Raw genomic sequence first — 23846 nt, 5'->3', positions numbered from 1 at the left:
TCTAGCCGCCGAACGGCGCGCTGCCGCGACCGGCGGCCACGATGCGCTCGTACACCTCGAGCGCGGTCGTGTTCTCCGCGAGCCGATTCGGCTTGCCCTCGCCGTGGTAGTCACTCGACCCGGTCATGAACAGGTCGTAGCGCTCGGCGAGCTCGCGCAGCCGCTGCTTGCCGTCCTCGGTGTTCTCGCGGTGCTCGATCTCGAGCCCGGCGAGACCGGCGTCGACGAGCTCGGCGAGCGCCCGCTCCGGGAGCACGCCGTCGCGTCCGCGGGTGGCCGGATGCGCGAGCACCGGAACACCGCCCGCCGCGCGGATCAGTCGCACGCCCTCCAGCGGCGTCGGCGCGTAGTGCGGCTCGCTGTAGCCCGAGCGCGGGTGCAGGATGCCGCCGAACGCCTCCGTGCGGTCGGCCACGTGCCCGCGCGCCACGAGGGCGTCGGCGATGTGCGGCCGTCCGATCGTCGCCCCCGTCGCGGAGTGCTCGAGCACGTCCGCCCAGGACAGGTCGTAGTCGCGGGCGATGCGCTCCACGATGCGCTCGGCGCGCGTCACGCGATCGTCGCGGATGCGCGTCGTCTCGCGCAGCAGCGCGGCGTCCTCCGGATCGACCAGATAGGCGAGCACGTGCACGGAGCGCCACTCCAGTCGGGTGGAGAACTCCATGCCCGGCAGCACGGTGAGCGGGGTCCCGACGACGGCGCGCCGCGCCTCGTCCCACCCCGCCGTGGAGTCGTGGTCGGTGAGCGCCACGATGTCGAGGCCGGCGGCGAGCGCCGCCTCCACCAGTTCGGCGGGCGACTCGGTGCCATCCGACACGCGGGAGTGCGCATGCAGATCGATCGGCCCGGACATCCTCACATCGTAGGCTTGCCGGGCCATGATTCGCCGTGCCCTCGCCACCCTCCTCGCCGTGGCTCTCGCCGTGTTCCTGCTGATCGGCAGCTGGCCGCAGCTGTTCGGCCTGCACCGCACGCTGATCTTCGCCGAGCTGACGGCGATGCGCGGACTCATGGTCGCCGTCGCGCTGATCGCGATCCTCTTCCTCATCGTCATCGCGCTGCTCTCGCAGGCGCTGCGCCGGGTGAGCGCCCTGCTCGCCCTCATGCTGTTCGGGGTCGTGGCGCTCAACATGGCGGTGCTGTCGACCCGCGGCTTCGGTGACCCGTCGTTCCAGGAGAAGGCGCCCGCCGATCTGACCGTGTTCACCTGGAACACCCTCGGGGATGCGCCCGGCGCGAGCGTGATCGCCGACTTCGCGCTCGAGCACGACGTCGACATCCTCACGCTGCCGGAGACCAGCCGGGAGGCCGCCGACGAGATCGCCGCGCTGATGGGCCAGGCGGGCGTGCCGATGCAGGTCATCGTGGTCGCCCTCGACGAGCTGAAGTCGCGCTCGACCGCCCTGCTGGTCAGCGAGACGCTCGGCGCGTACCGGATCGACGAGAGCGCGGGGAGCACGCCGTACCTGCCCAGCGTGACCGCAGTTCCTGTCGACGGCAGCGGGCCGACGATCATCGCCGCGCATCCGGTCGCCCCGATTCCCGGTTACATCGAGGACTGGGAGCCGGGCCTCGAATGGCTCGCCGAGTCATGCCGCGGAGGGAATGTCATCCTCGCCGGCGACCTGAACTCCACCCTCGACCACTATCAGGGGCTCGCCGACGACGGCGCCGCTCTCGGCACCTGCTTCGACGGCGCCAAGGAGACCGGCAACGCCGGACTCGGCACCTGGCCCTCGCAGCTGCCCGAGCTGCTCGGCGCCCCCATCGACCACGTGATGGCGACCGCCGAATGGGAGTTCGTCGGGTTCCGTGTCGTCGGCGCGCTCGACGGGCTCGGCAGCGACCACCGCGCCGTGCTCGCGCAGCTTCGTCCGGTCGGCTGAGCCGAAACCGCCGCCCGGTGCGAGAATGGGCGCATGAGCAAGTCGAGCACCGAGAGCGCACCCAAGACCGCGAACCGGTCCACCACGCCGGGGTCGGAGAGATTCCAGGCGTACATCTCCGGCAACTGGGCGGAGCGCCCGGCGCAGCAGGTTGCCCCGCGTGAGTCGGCCCCGTTCGCGGCGGCCCGCCGCGCCCGCATCTCGGCGCAGTTCCCCGGCCAGCGGCTGATCGTTCCGGCGGGTCCGGCGCGCGTCCGCTCGAACGACACCGACTACCCCTACCGCGCCCACACCGCGTTCTCGCACCTGACCGGGTGGGGCAGCGACGCCGTGCCCGACAGCGTGCTCGTGCTCGAGCCGACCGACGACGGGCACGACGCGGTGCTGTACTTCCGCCCCAGCGCGGGCCGCGACTCCTCCGAGTTCTACGCGAACGCCGCGATCGGCGAGTTCTGGACCGGACCGCGCCCCTCGCTCGATGACGTGGCCGCCGACCTGGGGGTCACCACCCGCGCCCTGGACGACTTCTCGGCGGTGCTGGAGACCGGCGACGCCTCGACCCTGATCGTGCGCGACGCCGATGACGCCCTCACCGACCAGCTCGACGGACGCCGCCTGCTGGCCGCCTCCACCGACCTGCTCGAGGTCGAGACCGACCCGGACACCGAGTTCGCCCGCGCGCTCAGCGAGCTCCGTCTGGTGAAGGATGCCTGGGAGATCCGCCAGCTGCGCGACGCCGTCAGCGCGACGAAGCTCGGCTTCGACGACGTCATCGCCGATCTGCCGCAGGTGATCGCCCACCGGCGCGGAGAGCGCCTCGTCGAGGGCACCTTCAACCGCCGGGCGCGCGCCGAGGGCAACACGGTCGGCTACGACACGATCGCCGCGAGCGGACCGCACGCATGCATCCTGCACTGGACTCGCAACGACGGCGCTGTCGCCGCGGGCGACCTGATCCTGATCGACGCGGGCATCGAGCTCGACTCGCTCTACACCGCCGACATCACGCGCACCCTTCCGGTGAGCGGAACCTTCACCGCCGTGCAGCGGCAGGTCTACGAGGCCGTGCTGGAGGCGGCCGATGCGGCGTTCGCGGTCGTGCGGCCGGGCATCCGCTTCCGTGAGGTGCACGCCGCGGCGATGCAGGTCATCGCCCGCAAGACCGCCGAGTGGGGCTTCCTGCCGGTCAGCGCCGAGGAGTCGCTGGAGCCGGACGCGCAGTTCCACCGCCGCTACATGGTGCACGGCACCTCGCACCACCTGGGCCTCGACGTGCACGACTGCGCGCAGGCGCGCCGCGACCTCTACCTGGATGGCGTCCTGGAGCCGGGCATGGTGTTCACGATCGAGCCGGGTCTGTACTTCCAGCCCGACGACCTGACGGTGCCGGAGGAGTTCCGCGGCATCGGCGTGCGCATCGAGGACGACGTGCTGGTGACCGAGACGGGCTGCGAGAGCCTGTCGGCGGGCATCCCGCGCACGGTCGCCGAGGTGGAGGCGTGGCTCGCCGGCCGGTGACCCGCATTCCGCCGCTCGCGGCGGTGCTCGCCGTGCAGTCGGCGCTTCGCGACGCGGGACTCGAGCCGGTCGTCGGCGGCTCGGCGCTGCTCGCCTCGCTGAGCGTCGACATTGACGAGGTCCACGACTGGGACGTCCTTGTCGACGCCGATCCTGACACGGTCGCCCGGAGCTTCGCCGCGCTCGGGCGACCGGTTCGACGCGCCCCGGAACCCGCCCCGGAGCCGTATGCCTCGGATGCGCTGTTCACCGTCGACGCAGGCGATCACGAGATCGATGTCATCGTGCGGTTCCGCATCCGCACCGCCACCGGAGTGGTCAACGTGCCGGCGCGCCCGGGCGGCACCTGGCGCGGGCTCACGATGGCGCGGCCGGAGGACTGGGCGCCCGCGTACCGGGCGATGGGACGCGAACGCTCCGCCGCGCTGCTCGAGTCGGCGGCGTCCGAGGCCGCGACGGAGGGCTAGTCCTCGATCGGCCGGGCGAGCACGTCGCGCGCCTTGAGGATGAGCGTCGGATCGACGATCACGTCGTAGCTCTCGGCGAGCACCTGCGAGGTCGACTGGAAGTCGCGGCTGCGGCGCGACACCGCGTAGCCGGCCAGCCGGAAGAACATGCCGAACGCGGCACCGATCAGCACCGCCGCGGCGAACAACCCCCAGTTGATGGTCGGCTGGACGAAGGTGAACAGCAGCCCGAGGAACAGGCCGAACCAGGCGCCGCTCAGCGCACCCTCGAGGGCCGCGCGGTTCCAGGAGAGCTTGCGGGTGACCCGCTCGACCGTCTTCAGGTCGTTGCCGACGATCGCGAGCTTCGCCACGGGGAAGTCCGCCTTGGCGAGGTGATCCACGGTGCGCTGCGCTTCCGCGTAGGTGGCGTAGCTGCCCACGACCTCGCCGTGCGGCACGGAGACGTCGACGGTGCGACGACGGAACGGTCCGGTGTTGGTCACGACGGAATTCTCCCATACGGCGAGTAGGGTTTGACCGTGAGCGCCACGAGAGTCTTCGTCGCCCGATTGGCCGGGTGCTCCGTTTTCGACCCCGCGGGCGACCGCGTCGGCAAGGTCCGCGACGTCATCGTCGTGTACCGGAAATCGGATGCGCCATCCGTCGTCGGCCTGCTCGTCGAGATCCCCGGCAAGCGCCGCGTGTTCCTCTCGATCGGCCGCGTCACCAGCATCGGCTCCGGCCAGATCATCACGACCGGCCTCATCAACCTGCGCCGCTTCGAGCAGCGCGGCGGCGAGGTGCGCGTGATCGCCGAACTGCTCGGCCGCCGCATGGTGTTCCGCGACGGCTCCGGCGAGGCGACCATCGAGGACGTCGCGATCGAGGAGAGCGCCCCGGCGGAGTGGTCCGTCGGCGATCTGTTCCTGCGCCGCCCCGCGACGACCCCGTTCGGCAAGGGCGCGACGGTGTTCGCGACCTGGGATCAGGTGCGCGAGAAGAACGCCCCCGGCGAGTCGCAGTCCGCCGAGCAGCTGATCGCCACCTACTCCGACCTCCGCCCCGCTGACCTCGCCAACACGCTGCTCGACCTGCCGGAGGAGCGCCGACTGGAGGTCGCCGAGGAGCTGCCCGATGAGCGTCTCGCCGACGCCCTCGAGGAGATGCCCGAGCAGGAGCAGGTCGACCTGATCAGCCAGCTCGACGACGAGCGCGCGGCCGAGGTGCTCGACCAGATGGAGCCCGACGACGCGGCCGACCTGATCGCCCAGCTCTCCGCCGAGAAGGGCGAGGCGCTGCTGCGAGCTGATGCAGCCAGAGGAGGCGGAGGACGTCCGCTTCCTGCTCTCCTACGACCCGGAGACCGCCGGCGGCCTGATGACGACCGAGCCGATCATCGTCTCCGCCGATGCGACGGTCGCCGAGGGCCTCGCCCTCATCCGCCGCCACGAGCTCGCGCCCGCGCTCGGTGCCGCGATCTGCGTGACGCTGCCGCCGTACGAGCCGCCCACCGGTCGCTTCCTCGGCATGGTGCACTTCCAGAGGATGCTGCGCTACCCGCCGCACGAGCGCCTCGGCACGATCCTCGACCAGGGCCTCGAGCCCGTCACGCCCGAGACGAGCGCGGCCGAGGTATCGCGCCGTCTCGCCAGCTACGACCTGGTCTCGCTCCCGGTGGTCGACGACAAGCACCGACTCGTCGGGGTGGTGACCATTGACGACGTCCTCGACTACCTGCTGCCCGACGACTGGCGAAGTTCGGACGACGACCGCCCGCCGGTGACCGACGCCACCACCCCCACCGCCACGATCGCGACTCGAGCAAGGAGGACGCCGCATGGCTCGCGCTGACCGCCGCGATGGCGTCCGACTCGACGCCCCCAAGGGCCTGCGCACCCCGTTCGTGCCGCGCTGGCAGGGACGCGACCGCTTCGGCCGCTTCACCGAGGCGATCGCCCGCGGCATGGGAACGCCCTGGTTCCTGTTCGTGCTGTCGATCTTCGTCGCCGCGTGGATGTCGTACAACTCGATCGCCGAGGCGAACGACTGGTGGCGCTTCGACTCGCAGGCGCTCGGCTTCACCGTCCTGACGCTGATCCTGTCGCTGCAGGCCTCGTATGCCGCACCGCTCATCCTGCTGGCGCAGAACCGTCAGGATGACCGCGACCGCGTGCAGATCGAGCAGGACCGTCAGCGCGCCGAGCGCAACCTCGCCGACACCGAGTACCTGGCCCGCGAGGTCGTCGCCCTGCGGCTGGCGATCAAGGACATGGCGACGAAGGACTTCATCCGCGCCGAGCTGCGCTCACTGCTGGAGGAGCTCGACGCCGACCGTGAGGGGCCGCGTGAGCGCTGAGCTCGCCGACACGGTTCGGCGCGCGCTCGCGCGAGTGCAGGACCCGGAGATCCGTCGGCCGATCACCGAACTCGACATGGTGCGCGAGGTGCGCGTCGAGGGCGCGGTCGCGCACGTCGAGGTGCGGCTGACGATCGTCGGATGCCCCGCCGCCGACACGATCGAACGCGACGTGCGCGCCGCCGTGCTCGCCGTCGAGGGCGTGGAGTCGATCGAGCTCGAGCTCGGCGTCATGACGCCGGCCGAGCGGGAGGCGCTCACGACCCGGCTGCGCGGCTCGCGGGCGATGCCGTTCGGCCCCGATTCGCTCACCCGGATCCTCGCCGTCTCGAGCGGCAAGGGCGGCGTCGGCAAGTCGACGCTCACCGCCAACCTCGCGGTCGCGCTCGCGGCGCGCGGGCTGCGGGTCGGGCTGGTCGATGCCGATGTGTTCGGCTTCTCGATCCCGGGCATTCTCGGCATCGCGGGCGCCAAGCCGACCCAGGTGGGCGACATGATCCTGCCGCCGGTCGCGCACGGGGTGAAGGTGATCTCGATCGGCATGTTCGTCGAGCCCTCGACCGCCGTGTCGTGGCGCGGGCCGCTGCTGCACCGCACGATTCAGCAGTTCCTGACCGACGTGTACTTCGGCGATCTCGACGTGCTCGTGCTCGACCTGCCGCCCGGCACGGGCGACGTGGCGATCTCGCTCGGGCAGCGCTGCCGCACGCCGAGGTGCTCGTCGTGACGACACCGCAGCCCGCCGCGGCGGAGGTCGCCGAGCGCAGCGGACTGGTGGCCCGGCAGACCGGGCAGACGGTCATCGGCGTGGTCGAGAACATGGCCGGGCTCGTGCAGCCGGACGGCACGGTGCTCGACGTGTTCGGCAGCGGCGGCGGCGCGGAGCTGGCGAGCCGTCTCGACGTTCCGGTGCTGGCGAGCATCCCGCTCAGCGTGGAGCTTCGCCGCGACGGCGACACGGGCGAGCCGGCGGTGCTCGCGCATCCGGACGACCCGGCGGCCCGGGCGATCTCGACGCTGGCCGAGCAGCTGGCCCGACGCGGACGCGGACTCGCGGGCCGCAAGCTGCCCGTCAGCTCGCGCTAGCGGCGGCTCCGACGGCCCTGTGGCGACCGCGCGGCGCGCTCAGGCGCGGCGGGTGGGCTGGTGACGGTAGCCGTCCCGAGCGGTGGTGGTGAGCGTGGCGGCGATCGCGGCGACAGCGAGCGCGGCGACGAAGATCAGGAAGGTCATGGCTCTATTCGAGCGCTCAATTTGATGAAGCACAATCGAATCTTTCTTTACTGATGATTTAGCATCGCTACATGGACATCCATCGTCTCGAGGTCCTTCGCGAGCTCGCCGAGCGCGGCACCGTCACCGCCGTCGCCCAGGCCCTCGCCCTCACGCCCTCGGCCGTCTCGCAGCAGCTCAAGATCCTCGAGCGCGAGGCGGGACTGCCCCTCACCGAGCGCTCCGGGCGCGGGCTCGCCCTCACCCCGGCGGGACGCGTGCTCGCCGAACGCGCGATCGACGTCGCCGTCGCCCTGCAGCGGGTCGAATCCAGCTGGGCGGAGTACCGGGACTCCCCGCGCGGCGAGGTCTCCATCTCGACGTTCCCGACCGGCGGCATGATGCTGCTGCCCGGACTCCTGACCCGCCTCGCCGACACCCCAGGACTCCGGCTCGTGGTCACCGACCAGGACCCCAACCAGCCCGACTTCGCCGCGCTGACCGCGAGCTACGACGTCGTGCTCGCCGACTCGGGCGGTGTCACGGCGAGCTGGCGCGAACGCCAGCTGGAGACCGTCGAGCTGATGCGGGAGCCGCTCGATGTCGCGCTGCCGGAGGCGCATCCGCTCGCCGCGCGCGCCGCCCTCTCCCCCGACGACGTCATCAGCGAGCCGTGGATCGGGGTTCCGGTCGACTTCCCCTTCGATCGCATCCTGACCAGCCTCGAGTCGCTCACCGGCCACCCCGCCGACGTCGTGCAGCGCATCGGCGACAACGGGATCGTCGAAGAGCTCGTCGCGGCCGGCCACGGGCTCGCCATCCTGCCGCGCTACACGACCCGCGACCACGGCAACGGACTCGTCACCCGGCCCCTGCGGGGCATGCGCTCGGAGCGCGTGATCTGGGCGCTCATGCGGCCCGACACCGCCGTGCGCCCCTCGGTGCGGCTCGTCGTGGACGCGCTGCGCGCGGAGGCCGCCGCCTTCGTCGCCGCCCGCTCCTAGTGTGTCGCTTCTCCGGAGAAAGTCGCCCGGCTCGGGGTTGAGTCCCCGCAGCGACGGGCGGGCGGGCGGAGACCTCCGGAGAAACGTGCCACTGCGGGGCGGGTGGATGCGCTGGCGGGCGCGGGCGGGCGCGGGCGCGGCGCGGGCGCGGTGGGCTAGCGGGGCTCGACGAGGCGCGCGAGCAGCTCGATGAGCAGGCGCTCGGCGAGCGGCGCCGGCAGCGCCTCGATCGCCGCGATGAGCGGCGCGAACTCGTCGGGCAGCGCGCCGGAGCCGCCGATGCCGAAGCCGCCGAGCAGCGCCGCCGCGGTGTCCGAGTCGGGCATCCCCTGAAGCGGCGGCAGCGCGCCGAGCAGCCCGCTGATGTCCGGTCGGGGCGTGCCGCGTACCGCATCCGCCGCGCGCACCAGAGCCGGCTGCAACTCGTCGAGCACCGAAGCCGTGACCGGCGTCACCGTCAGGTGCGTGGTGTGCGGCAGCTGCGATCCGTCGGCCTGGACGAGACCCGGCTGGGTCTGCAGGATCCAGCCCTCCCCCTTGGCGGCATCGGCCCAGACGTGCGGGTCGACCCGGCGCTCGGCGGGCACGGTGTCGTCGCTCGCGACCGAGAACAGCGGACCGGTCGGCTCGCCGACCACCCGCAGCCCCTCGATGCCGTTGATCGTCTCGAGCAGCGCGAGCGTCGCCTCGCGCGTCTGCGCGGCGAGCTCGGCGAAGCCCTCGCGCCCGAGCGCGTGCACGATCGCCCAGGCGGCCGCGAGCGGCCCGCCCGACTTCGAGCCGAGCAGGGTCGAGTTCACGACCGGGTACCCGGGCCAGCGCGCCGTGGCGAAGTACTGCAGGCGCTGGCGGTCGCGCCCGCGCTGCAGCAGCACCGAGGCGCCCTTGGGCGCGTAGCCGTACTTGTGCAGGTCGGCGCTGATGCTCGTGACGCCCGGCACCCGGAAGTCCCAGTCGGGCAGGTCCGGCCAGAACGGCAGCGCCAGGCCGCCGATGCAGGCATCGACATGCACCGGGATGCCCTGCGCCTCGGCCGCAGCCGCCACCTCGATCACCGGGTCAAGTCCCGCGTGCGGGTAGGAGGGCGCGGAAACCACGACGAGCGCGACATCGTCGCCGAGTCGCGCGATCAGCTCCGCCGCCTCGACCACGCCTGTCGGGAGGACGGGGGCGAGATCGAGCTCGAGACCGAAGTAGTGCGCCGCCTTCTGGAAGGCCGCGTGCACGGTCACCGGGGCCACCAGGCGCGGCCGTGCCGTGCCCGGTTCGGCTCCGCGTGCCGCGAGCCAGGCATCCCGAGCCGTCTTGACGGCCAGCAGGCAGCTCTCGGTGCCGCCGCTCGTCACCGTGCCGACCACGTCCTCGTCGCCGTTCAGCAGCTCCCGCGTGAAGCCGATGAGCTCGCGCTCGAGCACCGCGACCGAGCCGAAGGTCGTGGGGTCGAGGCCGTTGACGGGCTGCATCATCCGCACCGCCTCGGCGGCGAGCGCGTCGAGTTCGGCGACGCCCGGGTCGTAGACGTAGCTCAGCACGTGACCGCCGTGGGTGGGCGCATCCGCGTCGCGCAGTGCGCCCAGGCGCGCCAGGATCGACTCGCTGGATTCGGCGAAGCGCATCAGCTCGTCCCCTCGCTGGCCGGAGCCGCCCCCGGCACGACGGGAGCCACCGCCGCCGCGTCGACGTCGACCTTGCGCAGCGGGTAGCGCCGCAGCGTGAACAGGCTCAGCAGGATCAGCACCGCGGGAACCGCGCTGAAGCTCACGACGATGCCGAGCACCGCGGAGGCGGACTGCTCGACGTCGACGGCGGCCGTCGACTCCAGGTAGCCGGTGAGGGTCAGGATGATCGCCAGCACGGTCGTGCCGAGCGCCATGCCGGTGGTCTCGCCGGCCGTCCAGACGCCGCTGAATGTTCCGGCGCGACCCGGGCCGTGACGGCGCGCGTCGACGGCGATGACGTCGGGGAGCATGGCGAGCGGCAGCGACTGCATGCCCGCGTAGGCGGCACCCGCGAGCGCGACCGGCCCGTAGATCCAGGAGCCCGGGAACCACACCAGCGCGACCATCGCGAGCGCGGCGATGCCGTACATGGTGGAGGCGACGGCGAAGGCGCGCTCCTTGCCGATGCGGTTCGCAACCGTGCCCCAGATGGGTGCGAAGACGAGGGCCGGCGCGATCAGCGCGAGGAAGATGAAGGTCACCGCGTCCTCGTCGTGCAGCACATAGCGCGCGACGTACTGTGCGCCGGCGAGCATGATCCCGGTCGCCAGGGCCTGCAGCACGAAGGTGATCAGCAGGGCACGGAACGGCTGGCTGGTGCGCAGCGTCCGCACGCCGCGACGGTAGTGCTCGCCGAGGGTCTCGCGCGGGGCGGCGAGGCCGCTCACCGGCTCCGACACCGGAGGGCGCGGGGCCCCGCCGACGCGCGCCGCCTTCTCCACCGTGGAGGTCACCAGGAACGATCCGCCGAGCACGAGTCCGGCGACGACCGCCATGATCAGATAGCCGAGGTGCGAGTCGTCCCCGCCGAGCGAGCGCAGCGCCGGTCCCCCGGCCCCGAACAGCAGGATCGCGAAGGTGAGCACGACGACGCGCGCCGAGAGCAGCCGGGTCCGCGCGTTGTAGTCGGAGACGAGTTCGGCGGGAAGCGCGATGTACGGCACCTGGAACAGGCTGAACGCCGTCGCGGCCAGCAGGAACGCCAGGAACACCCAGATCGCCGAGGCCCACGCGGGCAGCCCCGCCGGCACGGCAAAGGTCAGCACGAAGAAGATCGGAAGGAACACGGCGCCGATCACCATGAACCGGCGACGGTAGCCGGAGGCCGCGATCTGCCGGTCGCTGCGGGCGCCGATGATCGGATCGATCATCACGTCCCAGACCTTCGCCAGCGTCACCAGGACTCCCGCGAGCAGCGCCGTCACCCCCAGCGTGTCCGTCAGGTAGTAGACGAGAACGAGTCCGGGAAGAGTGCCGAATCCGCCGGTCCCGACCGAACCGAGCGCATAGCGAGCGACAATGCCTGCCCGCAGCCCTTCGGTGCGCCGACCCCCGGTGCGCAAAGAGGAATCCATGCAACGATGCTACCCACCACGTCGGGCGGCCATGTCACCGCGTCGCCCGCGTCGTAGACTGCGCGCATGTCCGGAATCACCGCCGATCGGTCACGCGGCACGGCGCGCAGCGCCTCCGATGTCCTTGCGTCCGAGACCATCGACGAACTCGTCTCCGGGCTCGTCCCGGCCTCGGGAGACAGCGTCGAGATCGTCGCCCCGTTCACCGGCGAGACGCTGCACCAGCTGCCGCACAACACGGCCGCGGATGTGGCGCGCGCCGCGGCCACCGCACGCACCGCCCAGCGCGCGTGGGCCCGCACGAGCCCCGCCCACCGGCGCCGGGTGCTGCTGCGCGCCCACGACCTGCTGCTCGAACGGCGCGAACTCGTGCTCGACGCGATCCAGCTCGAGACCGGCAAGTCGCGCTCGCAGGCCTTCGAGGAGCTGTTCAACGCCGCGGCCGCCACCCGGTACGCCGCGATCGCCGCCCCGCGCGTGCTGGCCACCCGCCGCCGCCGGGCGGGCATCCCGCTCGTCATGCAGACGCGCGTCAGCCACCGCCCGAAGGGGCTGGTCGGCGTCGTCACCCCGTGGAACTACCCGCCCAGCCTCACCGCGATGGACATCGCCCCGGCGCTCGCCGCGGGCAACGCCGTGCTGCAGAAGGCGGATGACCAGGGCACCCTGAGCATCCTCGCCACCCGCAGCGCTTTCATCGACGCCGGCCTCCCCGCCGAGCTCTGGGCGGTCGTCGCCGGCCCCGGCACCGAGGTCGGCTCGGCGCTCGTCGCCGCCTCCGACGTCGTCGCGTTCACCGGCTCCACGGCCACCGGCATCACGGTCGCCACGCAGGCCGCCGCAACGCTCACCCCCGTCTCGCTCGAACTGGGCGGCAAGAATCCGGTGATCGTCCTCGACGACGTCGACGTGGAGCGCGTCGCCGTCTCGGTCGCGCACGCCTGCTTCGCCGCGGCGGGGCAGCTGTGCGTCTCGGCGGAGCGCATCCTGGTGCACCGCGGGATCGCCGACCGCTTCATCCCGGCGCTCACCGAGGCGGTCGCGAGCGTTCGGCTCGGCTCCGCGTTCGATTTCTCGGTCGACTTCGGCTCGCTCACCACCGCCGCGCAGCTCGAGCGGGTGCGCGCCCACGTCGACGACGCCGTCGCCCGCGGCGCCACGGTGCTGGCCGGCGGCCGCACCCGCCCCGACCTCGGACCCTACTTCTATGAGCCGACGCTGCTGACCGGCGTCACCGACCAGATGGCGTGCGCGCGCGACGAGACCTTCGGACCGGTCGCCAGCATCGTCATCGTCGAGGACGACGCCGCCGCCATCGCGGCCGCCAACGACACCCGCTTCGGCCTGAACGCCTCCGTGTTCTCCGGCTCCGCGCGGCGCGCACAGCGCCTCGCCGAGCGGCTGCAGGCGGGCACCATCAACATCAACGAGGGCTACCGCGCGACCTTCTCGGCGGTCGCCGCCCCGTCCGGCGGCGTCAAGCTCTCGGGGCTCGGGCGTCGCAACGGACCCGACGGGATCCTGCGCTACACCGACACCGTGCAGATCGCGCGCGCCACCGGGATCATCCCGCTGCCGCGCACCGGCGCCGAGCACGCCCGACTCGCCGGTGTGATGCTGCTCGGGCTGCGGGCGCTGCGCGCCATCCGACGCGGCTGAGCCGCGGGGGCGCGTCGGCTCAGGTCGCCTCGGAGTCGAACGGCGCGGGCTTGCCGTTGCCGAGCTTGCGCTGACGCTGCTCGTAGGCCGACTCGCGGCTGCCGCGGCGGCGCGGAGCCGCCGCCATTGTCGCTGTCACCGGCTTCGCCGGCGCCGGATCGTCGAGCAGCGCGTCCCGGATGATGCGGCGCGGGTCGTACTGCCGGGGGTCGAGCTTGGTCCAGTCGACCTCGTCGAACTCGGGCCCCATCTCCTCGCGCATCCGATCCTTCGCGCCGTTGGCGAGGTCGCGCAGCGAGCGCACCAGCCGGGCCAGCTGGGCCGCGTAGCCGGGAAGTCGATCCGGTCCGATGACGAAGACCGCGATCAGCAGAATGATCAGCAGTTTGTCAAATGTCAGCCCGAACGACATGCGCTCATCCTATGCGGCCCTCGGTCGATAGGGTGGGGCCGAAGGAGTCACGTGAACCACGAATTGAGCTGGAAGTTCGCGGAGGAGTTCGTTCCCGAGCCCCCCGCGATGACGCTCGCGCGCCAGCACTCGCACGAGCTCGGAATTGAGGCGGTCAGCCCCGGCGTCGCCGCGCAGCTGCGCGTGCTCGCCGCCGCGAGCGGGGCCCGCACCATCCTCGAGATCGGCACCGGAGCGGGCGTGTCGGGACTCGCGCTGCTCGACGGCGCCCCCGCGGCGACCCTCACCACGATCGATGTGGAGCCCGACCACCAGCAGAGCGCCCGCGCCAGCCTGCTGAGCGCCGGCATTCCCGCCAACCAGCTTCGGCTGATCGCCGGTCGCGCGCTCGACGTCCTCCCGCGCATGAACGACGGCGCCTATGATCTTGTCCTCGTCGACGCGGACACGACCTCGCTGCTGGCGTACGTCGAGCACGCGCTGCGCATCGCGCGCGCGGGCGGACTCGTGCTCGTGCCGCACGCGCTGTGGCGCGGCAAGGTCGCCGACCCCGTTCAGCGCGACGAGACCGTCGCCGAGTTCCGGGCGCTCCTGGGCGCCATCGGGGAGAGCGAGACGCACACGGTCGCGCTCTCCACCTCAGGCGATGGGCTTCTTCAGCTGGTTACCCGCGCGGGCTGAACCGCGCCTCGAGTCGGCGGCCTCTAGGCCTCGCCGACGGCTCCGACCAGAGCATCGCGCAGCTCCTTGGCCTCATCGTCGTTGACTGAGACGACGAGTCGCCCGCCACCCTCGAGCGGAACGCGCACAATGATGAGGCGTCCCTCCTTCACAGCCTCCATCGGGCCGTCACCGGTCCTCGGCTTCATGGCTGCCATGAGTAGTCCCCTTTCGATGGCGTTCTCCCATTATCTCGTATTCGAGGGACACACGGTTAACACGACGCCTACGGCGGTGTCCAATCCGCCCCGTCGACCCACCAGCCGATGTAGGTCCAGCCCACCTGCAGCGCGATGAAGACGAGAACGAGCAGGATGCGGTACACCCGCGAGCGCGGCAGCGCGAGCGCGCCGAGCCCCGGCGCCAGCGGCATCAGCAGACGGAACACGCTCGACTGCGGGAAGAACACCGCCAGCAGGTAGGCGACGTAGCTCACCAGCCAGAGCCGCAGATCCACCCCCAGCCGACGCGCGGCCGGCGTCAGCAGGAAGATCGCGAACGCGGCGATCAGCAGCAGGAGCAGGATCGCGCCGAGCCAGCCGACGGCGCTGCCCGGGACGCCGTTCCAGCGCAGCCACCAGTCGGCCGCCTGGAACCAGGGCTGGAACGGGACGAGGTGGTCGCGGCCGACGTACACGACGCGCCACGCCAGCTCGGTGTCCAGGTACGCGGTCGGCGAGCCGGTCACCAGGGCGGCAACGCCCAGCCAGGCGAAGCCGAACACGGCGCTCGCCAGCCCGGCGACGACCAGTCGGACGCGCTCCCGCAGCGGGAACGGGTCCCGCGCCCGGGTCACGAAGCGGTGGATCGCATGCAGCCCCAGCAGCATCGCGAACGCCAGCGCCCCCGGCCGGGTGAGCGCGAGCGTCGCGATCACCGGGATCGTGAGCAGGTAGCGGCGCTCCAGCAGCAGCAGGAGCGCCGCGAAGAGCAGGAACAGCTGCATCGACTCGGCGTAGGCCACCTGCAGGATCGGGCTGAGCGGCGCGACGCAGAACAGCACCGTCGCGAACAGCGCGCTCTCCGGGATCACCCGGTGCATCAGCCGGTTGAAGACGAGCGCCGCGCCCGCGGCGAAGGCGACGGACACCGCGACCGCGAGCAGCTCGAACGGCAGGCCGGTCAGCAGCATCAGCAGCCGGATCACGCCCGGGTAGGCGGGCAGGAACGCCCAGGCGTTCTCCCCCACGAAGCCGGAGGCATCCAGCGGAAGCTCCGTCGGGTAGCCGGCCACGGCGATGATGTAGTACCAGTGGCCGTCCCAGATCTTGGCGAAGCTCAGGTAGTCGGGGGAGGCATCCGTCCACGGATTCGCGGGCTGCAGCGCCGCGAACACGAGCAGAATCGTGGTCGTCACCACGCGGGACGCGGCGAAGACCGCCAGCACCTGGGCCCACCAGGGCAGGCGCGCGAGCCGCGTCGGCAGGCTCAGTCGCGCGCCGTCAGCCATGCCCGCAGTCCGCGCTCGCAGCGCTCGATCTGCTCGACCGGAACCCGCTCGTCGTCGGCGTGCGCGAGGCTCGGGTCGCCGGGGCCGTAGTTCACCGCCGGGATGCCGAGCGCCGAGAAGCGGGCCACGTCGGTCCAGCCGTACTTGGGGCGCGCCTCGCCGCCGACCGCCGTGAGGAATCCCTGCGCGAGCGGGGCGTCGAGGCCCGGACGCGCGCCCTCGGCCAGGTCGGCGACGGTCACCTCGAAGCCGTCGAACAGCGCGCGCACGCGCTCGACCGCCTCGGCGCCGCTGCGACTCGGCGCGAAGCGGTAGTTGACGTGCACGGTGCACTCGTCGGGGATCACGTTGCCCGCCACCCCGCCGGCGATCTTCACCGCGTTCATGCCCTCGCGGTAGTCGAGGCCGTCGACGGTGACCATCTCGGGCTCGAAGGCGGCGAGCCGGGCGAGGATCGGGGCGGCCGCGTGAATGGCGTTCTCGCCCATCCAGGCGCGCGCCGAGTGGGCGCGACGGCCGCGGGTGGTGACGTTGACGCGGAGGGTGCCGTTGCATCCGCCCTCCACCTCGCCGTTGGAGGGCTCGCCGAGGATCGCGAAGTCGGCCGCCAGCAGGTCCGGGCGCGTGCGGGCGAGACGAGCGAGTCCGTTCAGCTCCGCCTCGACCTCCTCGTGGTCGTACCAGACCCAGGTCACGTTGACGCTCGGGTCGGTCAGCTCGGCGGCGAGGACGAGCGCGATCGCGCATCCGCCCTTCATGTCGACGGTGCCGCGACCCCACAGGGTGCCGTCCTCGTCGAGCCGGCTCGGCAGGTTGGCGTTGACCGGCACCGTGTCGATGTGGCCGGCGATCACGGCGCGCTGCGCGCGACCCGCGTTCGTGCGGGCGACGATCGCATCGCCGTCGCGGATCACCTCGAGGTGGGGCAGCGCCCGCAGCGCCGACTCGATCGCATCCGCGATCGCGGTCTCGTTGCCCGACACCGACTCCAGGTCGACGAGGGCTCGGGTAACGGCGACGCTGCCGGCCGCAAGGTCGAGGGCTGGGGCGTCGGTCACCGCACCAGCCTACCGAGCCGCGCCCGATACCCTGGAGGCATGAGCACAGCATGGGGTCACGGACTCGCCACCATCACCGCCGACGGGACGATTCTGGACACCTGGTACGCCGCGCCGCACCTCGGCGCCGCACCGGCCGGGCTCGATCCGTACATTGCGCCCGCCGAGTTCGAGGACTGGATCGGGGAGGACGCGCGCCGCGGCGTGCGCCTCGACTACGTCGCGACCACGATCGACCTCGACGAGGCCCCCGCCTCGACGCCGGATGCCTACCTGCGCCTGCACCTGCTCTCGCACCTGCTGGTGACGCCGAACTCGCTGAACCTGGACGGGATCTTCGGACACCTCCCGATCGTCGCCTGGACGACCGCCGGCCCGATGCTGCCGAGCGAGTACGCGCGACGTCGCCCGCTGCTGCGAGCGCGCGGGCATCTCGCTGCACGGCATCGACAAGTTCCCGCGCCTGGTCGACTACGTCGTCCCGGATCGCGTGCGCATCGCGGATGCCTCCCGCGTCCGCCTCGGAGCGCACCTCGCGCCCGGCACCACCGTCATGCACGAGGGCTTCGTGAACTTCAACGCGGGCACGCTCGGCTCCTCGATGGTCGAGGGTCGCATCTCGCAGGGTGTCGTCGTCGGCGACGGCTCCGACATCGGCGGCGGCGCCTCGATCATGGGCACTCTCTCGGGCGGCGGCACGCAGCGCGTCGCGATCGGCGAGCGCGCCCTGCTCGGCGCGAACTCCGGCATCGGCATCTCGATCGGCGACGACTCGGTCGTCGAGGCGGGGCTGTACGTCACGGCGGGCACCAAGGTCACCGTGCTCGTCGCGGGCGAGGAGCCGCGCGTGGCCAAGGCGGTCGAGCTGTCCGGTCAGCCCGGGCTGCTGTTCCGCCGCAACTCGGTCACCGGCGCCGTCGAGGTGCTCCCCCGCACCGGCTTCGGCGTCACCCTCAACGAGCAGCTGCACGCCTAGCGCCTCCCCCGTCCCGCAGGCCGCGCGGCCGGCCCCGCGCCCGCCTTCCCGTCGCGCACCCGCCTGCCCGCCCCGCGCACCCGGGGTTGACGAAATGCAGGAGATTCTTGCGGGACGGCCGGTGTCCTCGGGCGAGAGACAGCGCCGGCCGACGTCTTCTCCTGCATTTCGTCGCACGGCCGGCGGTGGGCTGCTCCTCCGCAGGCCGGCCTGCACCTCGCAGTTCACGGATGCGTCCGCGTGCGCCCGGGGCGGCGTGTGCGGGCGCGACCCTGGCGGCATGGACCTCGTGCGAGAAGTCGCATTGCGCGGCGGACTCGCCGCCACGCACGAGCTCCTTCGCGCCGGAGCCACGGCGCATTCACTGCGGACAGCGGTCGAAGCCGGGTTGCTGATCCGCGTCCGACAGGGGTGGTACGCGCTCCCGACCACACCGCCGGCACTGCAATCGGCCGTGCGAGTCGGCGGACGCGCAACGTGCATCACGGCGGCGCGCGACCTCGGACTGTGGGTGGTCGACGCTCCCGCGGTGCACGTCCGCATCCTCGCGCACGACGCGCGCCTGCGTGAACCGGGCAACGCGCGTCAGCGGCTCGCACCCGGGGACCCGAGCGTCTGCGGGCATTGGGGCGAACGCGGCAGCGGCACCCGGTTTCGCCTCAACGCACCCGACGCGCTCGCCGACATGATCCGCTGCCAGCACCCCGAGCGCACCGTCGCCGCGGCCGAGAGCGCGCTCCGGGCAGGACTCCTCACGAAGCGCGAGTGGGAGCGCCTCGTGGCGTGCGCACCGCACCGGCTCCGGCGCCTGCTCGACGATGCCGACCCACGCACGGAGTCGATCATCGAGTCGATCACGCGGTTTCGACTTCGGCGACTCGGATACGACCCGCGGCCGCAGGTCGAGATCCCCGGCGTCGGCCGGGTGGACCTCGTGATCGGGCGGGTCGTGATCGAGCTCGACGGCTGGGAGCACCATCAGAGCCGCGATGCCTTCGAGAACGATCGACGACGGGATGCGCTGCTCGCCGCCCTCGGATACCGCGTCCTGCGCTTCAGCTACCGCGCGGTCATGCGGAACTGGGGCGAAGTGCGCGACGCGATCGCGGCCGCCGTGGCTGCCGCGATCTGACGAGTCTCGGCTGGCTGGCTCCCTGCGAGCGAGCCGTCGCCCGGCGCGGTAGTCGCGCGCGGACTCGCGTCCCGCCGCTGCTGCCCACCCGTGCTGCCGCGCTGCGGCTGCCGTGTTGCCGTGCTGCCGGTGCCGCGCTGCCGTGCTGCCGCGGTTCCGCGCTGCCGCGCTCCCGGTGCCGCGCTGCCGTCACGAAATGCAGGAGGTTTTTCGTCACAGCGCCGGATTCGCGGGGAGCCGCATCCGCCTGACCGCAGTTTCTCCTGCATTTCGTCGATGCAGCGGGATGTCTGGCGGGGTCGCCGGGCGCCATGCCAGCGGGGCCAGCGGGGGCGCGCGCCGGGCCAGCGGCCGGGGCGCCAGCGGCCGGGGCTAGCGGCCGTTCGGCCAGGGGCGGGCCGGCGGGCCCACGTAGAGCTGCTGCGGGCGGCCGATCTTGGTGGCCGGGTCGCTGTTCGCCTCGCGCCAGTGGGCGATCCAGCCGGGGAGACGGCCGATCGCGAACAGCACCGTGAACATCCGCGTCGGGAAGCCCATCGCCTTGTAGATCACGCCGGTGTAGAAGTCGACGTTGGGGTACAGGCGACGCTCCTGGAAGTAGGAGTCCTCCAGGGCGATCTGCTCCAGCTCCTTGGCGATGTCGAGGAGCGGGTCCTTGACGCCGAGGTCGGCGAGCACGGCATCCGCGCTCTCCTTGACGAGCTTCGCGCGCGGGTCGTAGTTCTTGTAGACGCGGTGTCCGAAGCCCATCAGGCGGACGCCGTCCTCCTTGTTCTTGACCCGCTCGACGAAGCGGCGCGCGCCGTCGCCGGAGTCGCGGATCTGCGCGAGCATCGTCAGCACGGCCTCGTTCGCTCCGCCGTGCAGCGGCCCGTAGAGGGCGTTGATGCCCGCGGACACCGAGGCGAAGATGTTGGCCTCCGTCGACCCGACGAGTCGGACGGTCGAGGTGGAGGCGTTCTGCTCGTGGTCTTCGTGCAGGATCAGCAGGCGGTCGAGCGCCTTCGAGAGCACCGGGTTGATCTCGTACGGCTCGGCGAGGTTGCCGAAGTTGAGCTTGAGGAAGTTGTCGACGAAGCTCAGCGAGTTGTCGGGGTAGAGGAACGCCTGCCCGAGGCTCTTCTTGTGCGCGTAGGCGGCGATCACCGGCAGCTTCGCCAGCAGTCGAACGATGTTGAGCTCGACCATCTCGGGGTCGTGCGGGTCGAGCGAGTCCTCGTAGTAGGTCGAGAGCGCCGACACTGCGGACGACAGCACCGACATCGGGTGCGCGGTGTGCGGCAGCGCCGAGAAGAAGTGCTTGAGGTCTTCGTGCAGCAGCGTGTGGCGACGGATCCGCTCGGTGAAGTTGTCGAGTTCGACGGCCGTCGGAAGCTCGCCGTAGATGAGCAGCCAGGCCACCTCGAGGAAGGTCGAGTTCGCCGCGAGGTCTTCGATCGCGTAGCCGCGGTAGCGCAGGATGCCTTCGTCACCGTCGATGTAGGTGATCGAGCTCTTCGTCGAGGCGGTGTTGACGAAACCCTGGTCAAGCGAGGTCAGGCCGGTCTGCTTCGTGAAGCTGGACCAGTCGACCGCGTCGCGTCCGTCCACGGCACGCAGCACGGGAAGTTCGGCGTTGATGTCACCAAACGTGAGCGAGATCTTGTCGGGGCCCCTAGTGACGTCATTCACTCTTACAGCCTAGGGGGTTCCGGCGATAGCTTGCCGCCCGCCAGAAGCGAGCCCCAAGTGTTGGAGGGACCCTCCAACGCTACGCGGGGATTTACTTGGCGAGTCCCGCCAAACGCGCGACCGCCGCATCGATCCGCTCGTCGGTGGCGGTGAGCGAGATGCGGACGAACTCGTCGCCGGCGCTGCCGTAGAAGTCGCCGGGGGTGACGAGGATGCCGAGCTCGGCGAGCGCGTCGACGCTGGCTCGACCGTGCTCGCCGCGCGTCGCCCAGAGGTAGAGCCCCGCGTCGCTCCGGTCGATGCGGAACCCGGCCGCCTCGAGCGCCGGCAGCAGCCGGGCGCGGCGCACACGGTACCGCTCGCGCTGCTCGCCGACGTGCACCTCGTCGCCGAGCGCGGCGGCCATCGCCGCCTGCACCGGCGCCGGCGGGATGAGTCCCGCGTGCTTGCGCGCTTCGAGGAGCTCCCCGATCAGGTCGCTGCAGCCGGCGACGAACGCGGCGCGGTACCCGGCCAGGTTCGACTGCTTGCTGAGCGAGTAGACGGAGAGCGTGAGGCGGCGCGAGTCGCCGATCACGCGGCGGTCGAGGATGCACGGCGTCGGCTCGTCGCCCGCCCAGTTGAGCTCGGCGTAGCACTCGTCGTTGGCGATGACGGCGCCGAGTTCGCGGGCGCGTTCGACCGCGCGACGCAGGTAGTCGATCCCGTCGATGTGCCCGTCCGGATTGCCGGGGCTGTTCAGCCAGACCAGGCGCGTCTCGGCGGGCCAGTCCTCGGGGTCGTCGCTCGGAAGCGGCGTCGCCCCGGCGATGAGCGCCCCCACGGCGTAAGTCGGGTACGCGATCGTCGGGTGCACGACGACGGCGCCGCGGCCGAGTCCGAGCAGCGTGGGAAGTAGCGCGACGAGCTCCTTCGAGCCGATCGTCGGCATGACGTTGGCGACCTCGACGTCGACGCCGCGGCGGCGCGCGTACCAGTCGACGATCGCCTCGCGCAGCGCCGGGGTGCCCGCCGTCTGCGGGTAGGCGTGCGCGTCGGTGGCGTCTCGCAGCGCGTCGCGGATCACTTCGGGGGTCGGGTCGACGGGAGACCCGACCGACAGGTCAACGATGCCGTCGGGATGCGCGCGCGCCCGCTCGGCGGCCGGCGCGAGGGAGTTCCACGGGAAGTCGGGAAGAGACAGCGCCATGGGCGCTCAGTGGGCCTGCGGCGGCAGCGCCGACACGACCGGGTGGTCTCCGGCGATCACGCCGACCTTGGCGGCACCGCCCGGCGAGCCGACCTCCTGGAAGAACTCGACGTTGGCGGTGTAGTAGTCCGACCACTTCTCGGGCAGGTCGTCCTCGTAGTAGATCGCCTCAACGGGGCAGACCGGCTCGCAGGCGCCGCAGTCGACGCACTCGTCCGGGTGGATGTAGAGCATCCGGTCGCCCTCGTAGATGCAGTCGACGGGACACTCGTCGATGCACGCACGGTCTTTGACATCGACACACGGGAGGGCAATCACGTAGGTCACCCGACCATTCTAGGGTCGCCGCGCCGCACCTTCTGCCGCGTGCACGATGCGGCGCGGCCGGGGCTTCGGCCAGGCGATGACGATGGCCGACATGAGCGCGGGCGCGAGCGCCCAGCCGTAGCCGAGTGCGTCGTCGACGATCAGCACCGAGCCGCCCGCCCCCGGCAGGGCCAGGAGCGCGGTGGCGAGCACGACCCCGAGGGCCGCCGCGGCGGCGTGGAGCCGACCGCCCATCGCGAGCCGGAAGCCCGCGATCAGGGCGAGCACGATGGCGAACGCGAGCACGAGGCCCCACGGAGCGGAGAGCCGGTGGGTGAAGGTCAGAACGGCGCCGACGATGAAGCCGATCCCTCCGGCGAAGGCGACGCCGAGCACATCGAGCACGACCGCCACCATGTGGAGGGCGCGCTGCTGCGGGTGCGCTGCGCTCACTCGCCGGTTCCGCGGGTCACGGTGTAGTTGGCGATGAACCCGTCGGATTCGGTGTCTTCGGCGATGACGACGAGCACGTTGAGGTCGCCCTTCTGGTACAGGAGGGTTCCGGCGTCGCCCGCGATCTGGGGTTCGCCGCTGGAGGTGAAGCCAGCCCCTTCCAGGTCGGCGGCGACCTGGTCGAGCACGTTGCTGCCGACCTTGATGGTGACGTTCCAGATCTTCTCGGTGTCGCTGCCGAAGCCGGTGCCGAAGATCACCTCACCGTCGATGAGCGGCACGTCGCTCGGGAAGTCATCGGGAACGCTGCCGCCGGGAAGATCGACATCTCCCCCGGTGACGCCTTCGATGACGCCTTCGACCGGGTTCGGGATGAGTCCGCATCCGGACAGCAGCATCGGCGTCGAGGTGACGAGGGCCGCGGCCACGAGAAGCGTGATGGTGCGCGAGGAACGATGAATCGACATGGGGGTCTCACTCTCTCGGTTTCCGCTTTCAGTGTACGACCGAACCCGAGGAAGGTCCCCGGCTCGTCCGCACCCCACCGCCCCGCGTGCACGGCGGCCGCGCCGAGGTCAGCAGTTGACCGTGATGGTCTCTTCGAGCGTCGTGACCTCGCCGGAGTCGGCCTTCACGGTGATGCGCAGCAGATCTTTGGCCCGCTGGGACTTGGATCCCGGCGGGCTGCCGGTCCAGCGATCCCCGTCGCCGGTCTCGTAGCCCATCCAGGTGGCATCCGCGTCGAGCCAGACGCCGTACTCGTTCTGCCGCTCCAGCAGCACCGACCGGATACCCTCGCGGTAGCCGGAGTCGAAGCTCGCCGTGACCGTCACGTTCAGCCGGCCGCTGCGGCAGCGCTGCTCGAGGATCTCGACCGCCGGCCCGCGGGCGCTGGCGGTGTCCTCCGCGGCGTCGGAACCCGTGTCGGAGTCCGCGTCGGGCTCGGCCTCGGAACTCGACCCCGAACCGGAACCAGAACCGGAACCGGAACCCCCATCGGAGGAGGTTCCTCCCGCCGAGGACTCGCCAGCCGCGTCGGTGTCGGAACCGGAGCCCTCATCACCAGACTCGGCGGCGGAGCCCTCGGTGAGCTCCGGCGTCGGTTCCGTTGATGCGGAGATGAGCGCCTCCGGGTCGGCGTCCGAGGCGCCGACACAGCCGGAGAGCCCCACGGCCAGGGCGGCAGCCCCGATCAGGGCGATGAGACGAGCGGTCGAACGTTGGCGCACGGAGAACCTCCACGGGCGTCTGATGACGTTGTCGCCGTGCCGAACTCCGTGGAACTGTCGCACGGCGGATTATTCACGCAATGCTCAACAACC

22 protein-coding genes and 3 pseudogenes are annotated in these 23846 nt (G+C 71.6%); 11 read left to right on the top strand and 14 right to left on the bottom strand.

The genetic code is table 11. The features are described from left to right. Position 1: 1 nt before the first annotated feature. Complete coding sequence (locus AC0L6Y_RS02620; protein ID WP_473554852.1) at positions 2–853, bottom strand: PHP domain-containing protein; 852 nt, start codon at positions 851–853, stop codon at positions 2–4. 25 nt (positions 854–878) lie between these two features. Between AC0L6Y_RS02620 and AC0L6Y_RS02615 the strand changes: the two genes are divergently transcribed. The 3 genes from AC0L6Y_RS02615 to AC0L6Y_RS02605 are packed head-to-tail and all read left to right on the top strand — an operon-like array spanning position 879 to position 3871. Continuing rightward, positions 879–1886 (top strand): endonuclease/exonuclease/phosphatase family protein, encoded by a 1008-nt coding sequence (locus AC0L6Y_RS02615; protein WP_473554847.1) that lies wholly within the window; start codon positions 879–881, stop codon positions 1884–1886. A 33-nt stretch (positions 1887–1919) separates the two neighbouring features. Continuing rightward, positions 1920–3404: an aminopeptidase P family protein gene (locus AC0L6Y_RS02610; RefSeq protein WP_473554842.1), complete on the top strand. Its 1485-nt coding sequence runs from the start codon at positions 1920–1922 to the stop codon at positions 3402–3404. Beyond that, positions 3386–3871: a hypothetical protein gene (locus AC0L6Y_RS02605; protein WP_473554836.1), complete on the top strand. Its 486-nt coding sequence runs from the start codon at positions 3386–3388 to the stop codon at positions 3869–3871. Before AC0L6Y_RS02610 ends, AC0L6Y_RS02605 begins: the two co-directional genes overlap by 19 nt. Here AC0L6Y_RS02605 and AC0L6Y_RS02600 read toward each other — a convergent pair. Further along, positions 3868–4356, bottom strand: coding sequence for a YflT domain-containing protein (locus tag AC0L6Y_RS02600; RefSeq protein ID WP_473554833.1), 489 nt, complete (start codon positions 4354–4356; stop codon positions 3868–3870). The two genes, AC0L6Y_RS02605 and AC0L6Y_RS02600, sit on opposite strands and share 4 nt — an antisense overlap. A gap of 36 nt (positions 4357–4392) precedes the next feature. Between AC0L6Y_RS02600 and AC0L6Y_RS02595 the strand changes: the two are divergent. From AC0L6Y_RS02595 to AC0L6Y_RS02580, 4 genes and pseudogenes are all read left to right on the top strand, one after another. Continuing rightward, positions 4393–5704: pseudogene (locus AC0L6Y_RS02595) on the top strand (magnesium transporter MgtE N-terminal domain-containing protein). Then, complete coding sequence (locus tag AC0L6Y_RS02590) at positions 5691–6209, top strand: DUF1003 domain-containing protein (protein ID WP_473554829.1); 519 nt, start codon at positions 5691–5693, stop codon at positions 6207–6209. Before AC0L6Y_RS02595 ends, AC0L6Y_RS02590 begins: the two are co-directional and overlap by 14 nt. Further along, positions 6199–7295: pseudogene (locus tag AC0L6Y_RS02585) on the top strand (Mrp/NBP35 family ATP-binding protein). Before AC0L6Y_RS02590 ends, AC0L6Y_RS02585 begins: the two are co-directional and overlap by 11 nt. Positions 7296–7513: 218 nt before the next feature. Then, positions 7514–8425, top strand: coding sequence for a LysR family transcriptional regulator (locus AC0L6Y_RS02580; RefSeq protein WP_473554826.1), 912 nt, complete (start codon positions 7514–7516; stop codon positions 8423–8425). Between the two features lie 155 nt (positions 8426–8580). Here AC0L6Y_RS02580 and AC0L6Y_RS02575 read toward each other — a convergent pair whose 3' ends face one another. Further along, complete coding sequence (locus tag AC0L6Y_RS02575) at positions 8581–10041, bottom strand: pyridoxal phosphate-dependent decarboxylase family protein (RefSeq protein ID WP_473554820.1); 1461 nt, start codon at positions 10039–10041, stop codon at positions 8581–8583. After that, on the bottom strand, positions 10041–11498 hold the full coding sequence (locus AC0L6Y_RS02570; RefSeq protein ID WP_473554817.1) for an MFS transporter: 1458 nt from the start codon (positions 11496–11498) through the stop codon (positions 10041–10043). The genes AC0L6Y_RS02575 and AC0L6Y_RS02570 overlap by 1 nt, the downstream gene beginning before the upstream one ends. Positions 11499–11564: 66 nt before the next feature. Between AC0L6Y_RS02570 and AC0L6Y_RS02565 the strand changes: the two genes are divergently transcribed. Then, positions 11565–13157: a succinic semialdehyde dehydrogenase gene (locus tag AC0L6Y_RS02565; protein ID WP_473554812.1), complete on the top strand. Its 1593-nt coding sequence runs from the start codon at positions 11565–11567 to the stop codon at positions 13155–13157. A 19-nt stretch (positions 13158–13176) separates the two neighbouring features. Here the strand turns inward: AC0L6Y_RS02565 and AC0L6Y_RS02560 are convergent, their stop codons facing one another. Beyond that, positions 13177–13569, bottom strand: a complete 393-nt coding sequence (locus AC0L6Y_RS02560) for a sec-independent translocase (RefSeq protein WP_473554809.1) — start codon at positions 13567–13569, stop codon at positions 13177–13179. Between the two features lie 108 nt (positions 13570–13677). Here AC0L6Y_RS02560 and AC0L6Y_RS02555 point away from each other — a divergent pair, with 108 nt between their 5' ends. Next, positions 13678–14250, top strand: a complete 573-nt coding sequence (locus AC0L6Y_RS02555) for an O-methyltransferase (protein ID WP_473558188.1) — start codon at positions 13678–13680, stop codon at positions 14248–14250. Between the two features lie 23 nt (positions 14251–14273). Here AC0L6Y_RS02555 and AC0L6Y_RS02550 read toward each other — a convergent pair whose 3' ends face one another. The 3 genes from AC0L6Y_RS02550 to dapE form a co-directional block, all read right to left on the bottom strand. Next, positions 14274–14447 carry a DUF3117 domain-containing protein gene (locus AC0L6Y_RS02550; RefSeq protein ID WP_294179352.1) on the bottom strand — a complete coding sequence of 58 codons (174 nt, stop codon included), beginning with the start codon at positions 14445–14447 and terminating at the stop codon, positions 14274–14276. A gap of 68 nt (positions 14448–14515) precedes the next feature. Continuing rightward, a complete protein-coding gene (locus tag AC0L6Y_RS02545; RefSeq protein WP_473554804.1) occupies positions 14516–15739 on the bottom strand; it encodes a hypothetical protein in 1224 nt (407 codons plus the stop codon). Beyond that, on the bottom strand, positions 15718–16797 hold the full coding sequence (gene dapE / locus AC0L6Y_RS02540) for a succinyl-diaminopimelate desuccinylase (RefSeq protein WP_473554800.1): 1080 nt from the start codon (positions 16795–16797) through the stop codon (positions 15718–15720). Before dapE ends, AC0L6Y_RS02545 begins: the two co-directional genes overlap by 22 nt. Positions 16798–16836: 39 nt before the next feature. Here dapE and dapD point away from each other — a divergent pair. Both dapD and AC0L6Y_RS02530 read left to right on the top strand, forming a co-directional pair. Next, positions 16837–17773 (top strand): annotated as a pseudogene (gene dapD / locus AC0L6Y_RS02535) (2,3,4,5-tetrahydropyridine-2,6-dicarboxylate N-succinyltransferase). Positions 17774–18284: 511 nt separating this feature from the next. Next, positions 18285–18905 (top strand): endonuclease domain-containing protein, encoded by a 621-nt coding sequence (locus AC0L6Y_RS02530; RefSeq protein WP_473554794.1) that lies wholly within the window; start codon positions 18285–18287, stop codon positions 18903–18905. Between the two features lie 372 nt (positions 18906–19277). On the opposite strand, the gene AC0L6Y_RS02525 is transcribed toward AC0L6Y_RS02530, so the two are convergent. The 6 genes from AC0L6Y_RS02525 to AC0L6Y_RS02500 form a co-directional block, all read right to left on the bottom strand. After that, positions 19278–20576, bottom strand: coding sequence for a citrate synthase (locus AC0L6Y_RS02525; RefSeq protein ID WP_473554790.1), 1299 nt, complete (start codon positions 20574–20576; stop codon positions 19278–19280). A 91-nt stretch (positions 20577–20667) separates the two neighbouring features. Next, a complete protein-coding gene (gene dapC, locus AC0L6Y_RS02520; RefSeq protein ID WP_473554785.1) occupies positions 20668–21765 on the bottom strand; it encodes a succinyldiaminopimelate transaminase in 1098 nt (365 codons plus the stop codon). Positions 21766–21771: 6 nt separating this feature from the next. After that, a complete protein-coding gene (gene fdxA / locus AC0L6Y_RS02515; RefSeq protein WP_473554782.1) occupies positions 21772–22092 on the bottom strand; it encodes a ferredoxin in 321 nt (106 codons plus the stop codon). A 9-nt stretch (positions 22093–22101) separates the two neighbouring features. Further along, entirely contained in the window at positions 22102–22524 is a 423-nt protein-coding gene (locus tag AC0L6Y_RS02510) for a hypothetical protein (protein ID WP_473554780.1), read from the bottom strand. After that, positions 22521–22991: a hypothetical protein gene (locus tag AC0L6Y_RS02505; RefSeq protein ID WP_473554774.1), complete on the bottom strand. Its 471-nt coding sequence runs from the start codon at positions 22989–22991 to the stop codon at positions 22521–22523. The genes AC0L6Y_RS02510 and AC0L6Y_RS02505 overlap by 4 nt, the downstream gene beginning before the upstream one ends. 108 nt (positions 22992–23099) lie before the next feature. Continuing rightward, positions 23100–23753 (bottom strand): hypothetical protein, encoded by a 654-nt coding sequence (locus AC0L6Y_RS02500; protein ID WP_473554770.1) that lies wholly within the window; start codon positions 23751–23753, stop codon positions 23100–23102. Positions 23754–23846 lie beyond the last annotated feature (93 nt).

Source organism: Pseudolysinimonas sp. 10J20-29, assembly GCF_055809595.1.
This window is presented reverse-complemented; position numbering and strand designations above follow the sequence as displayed.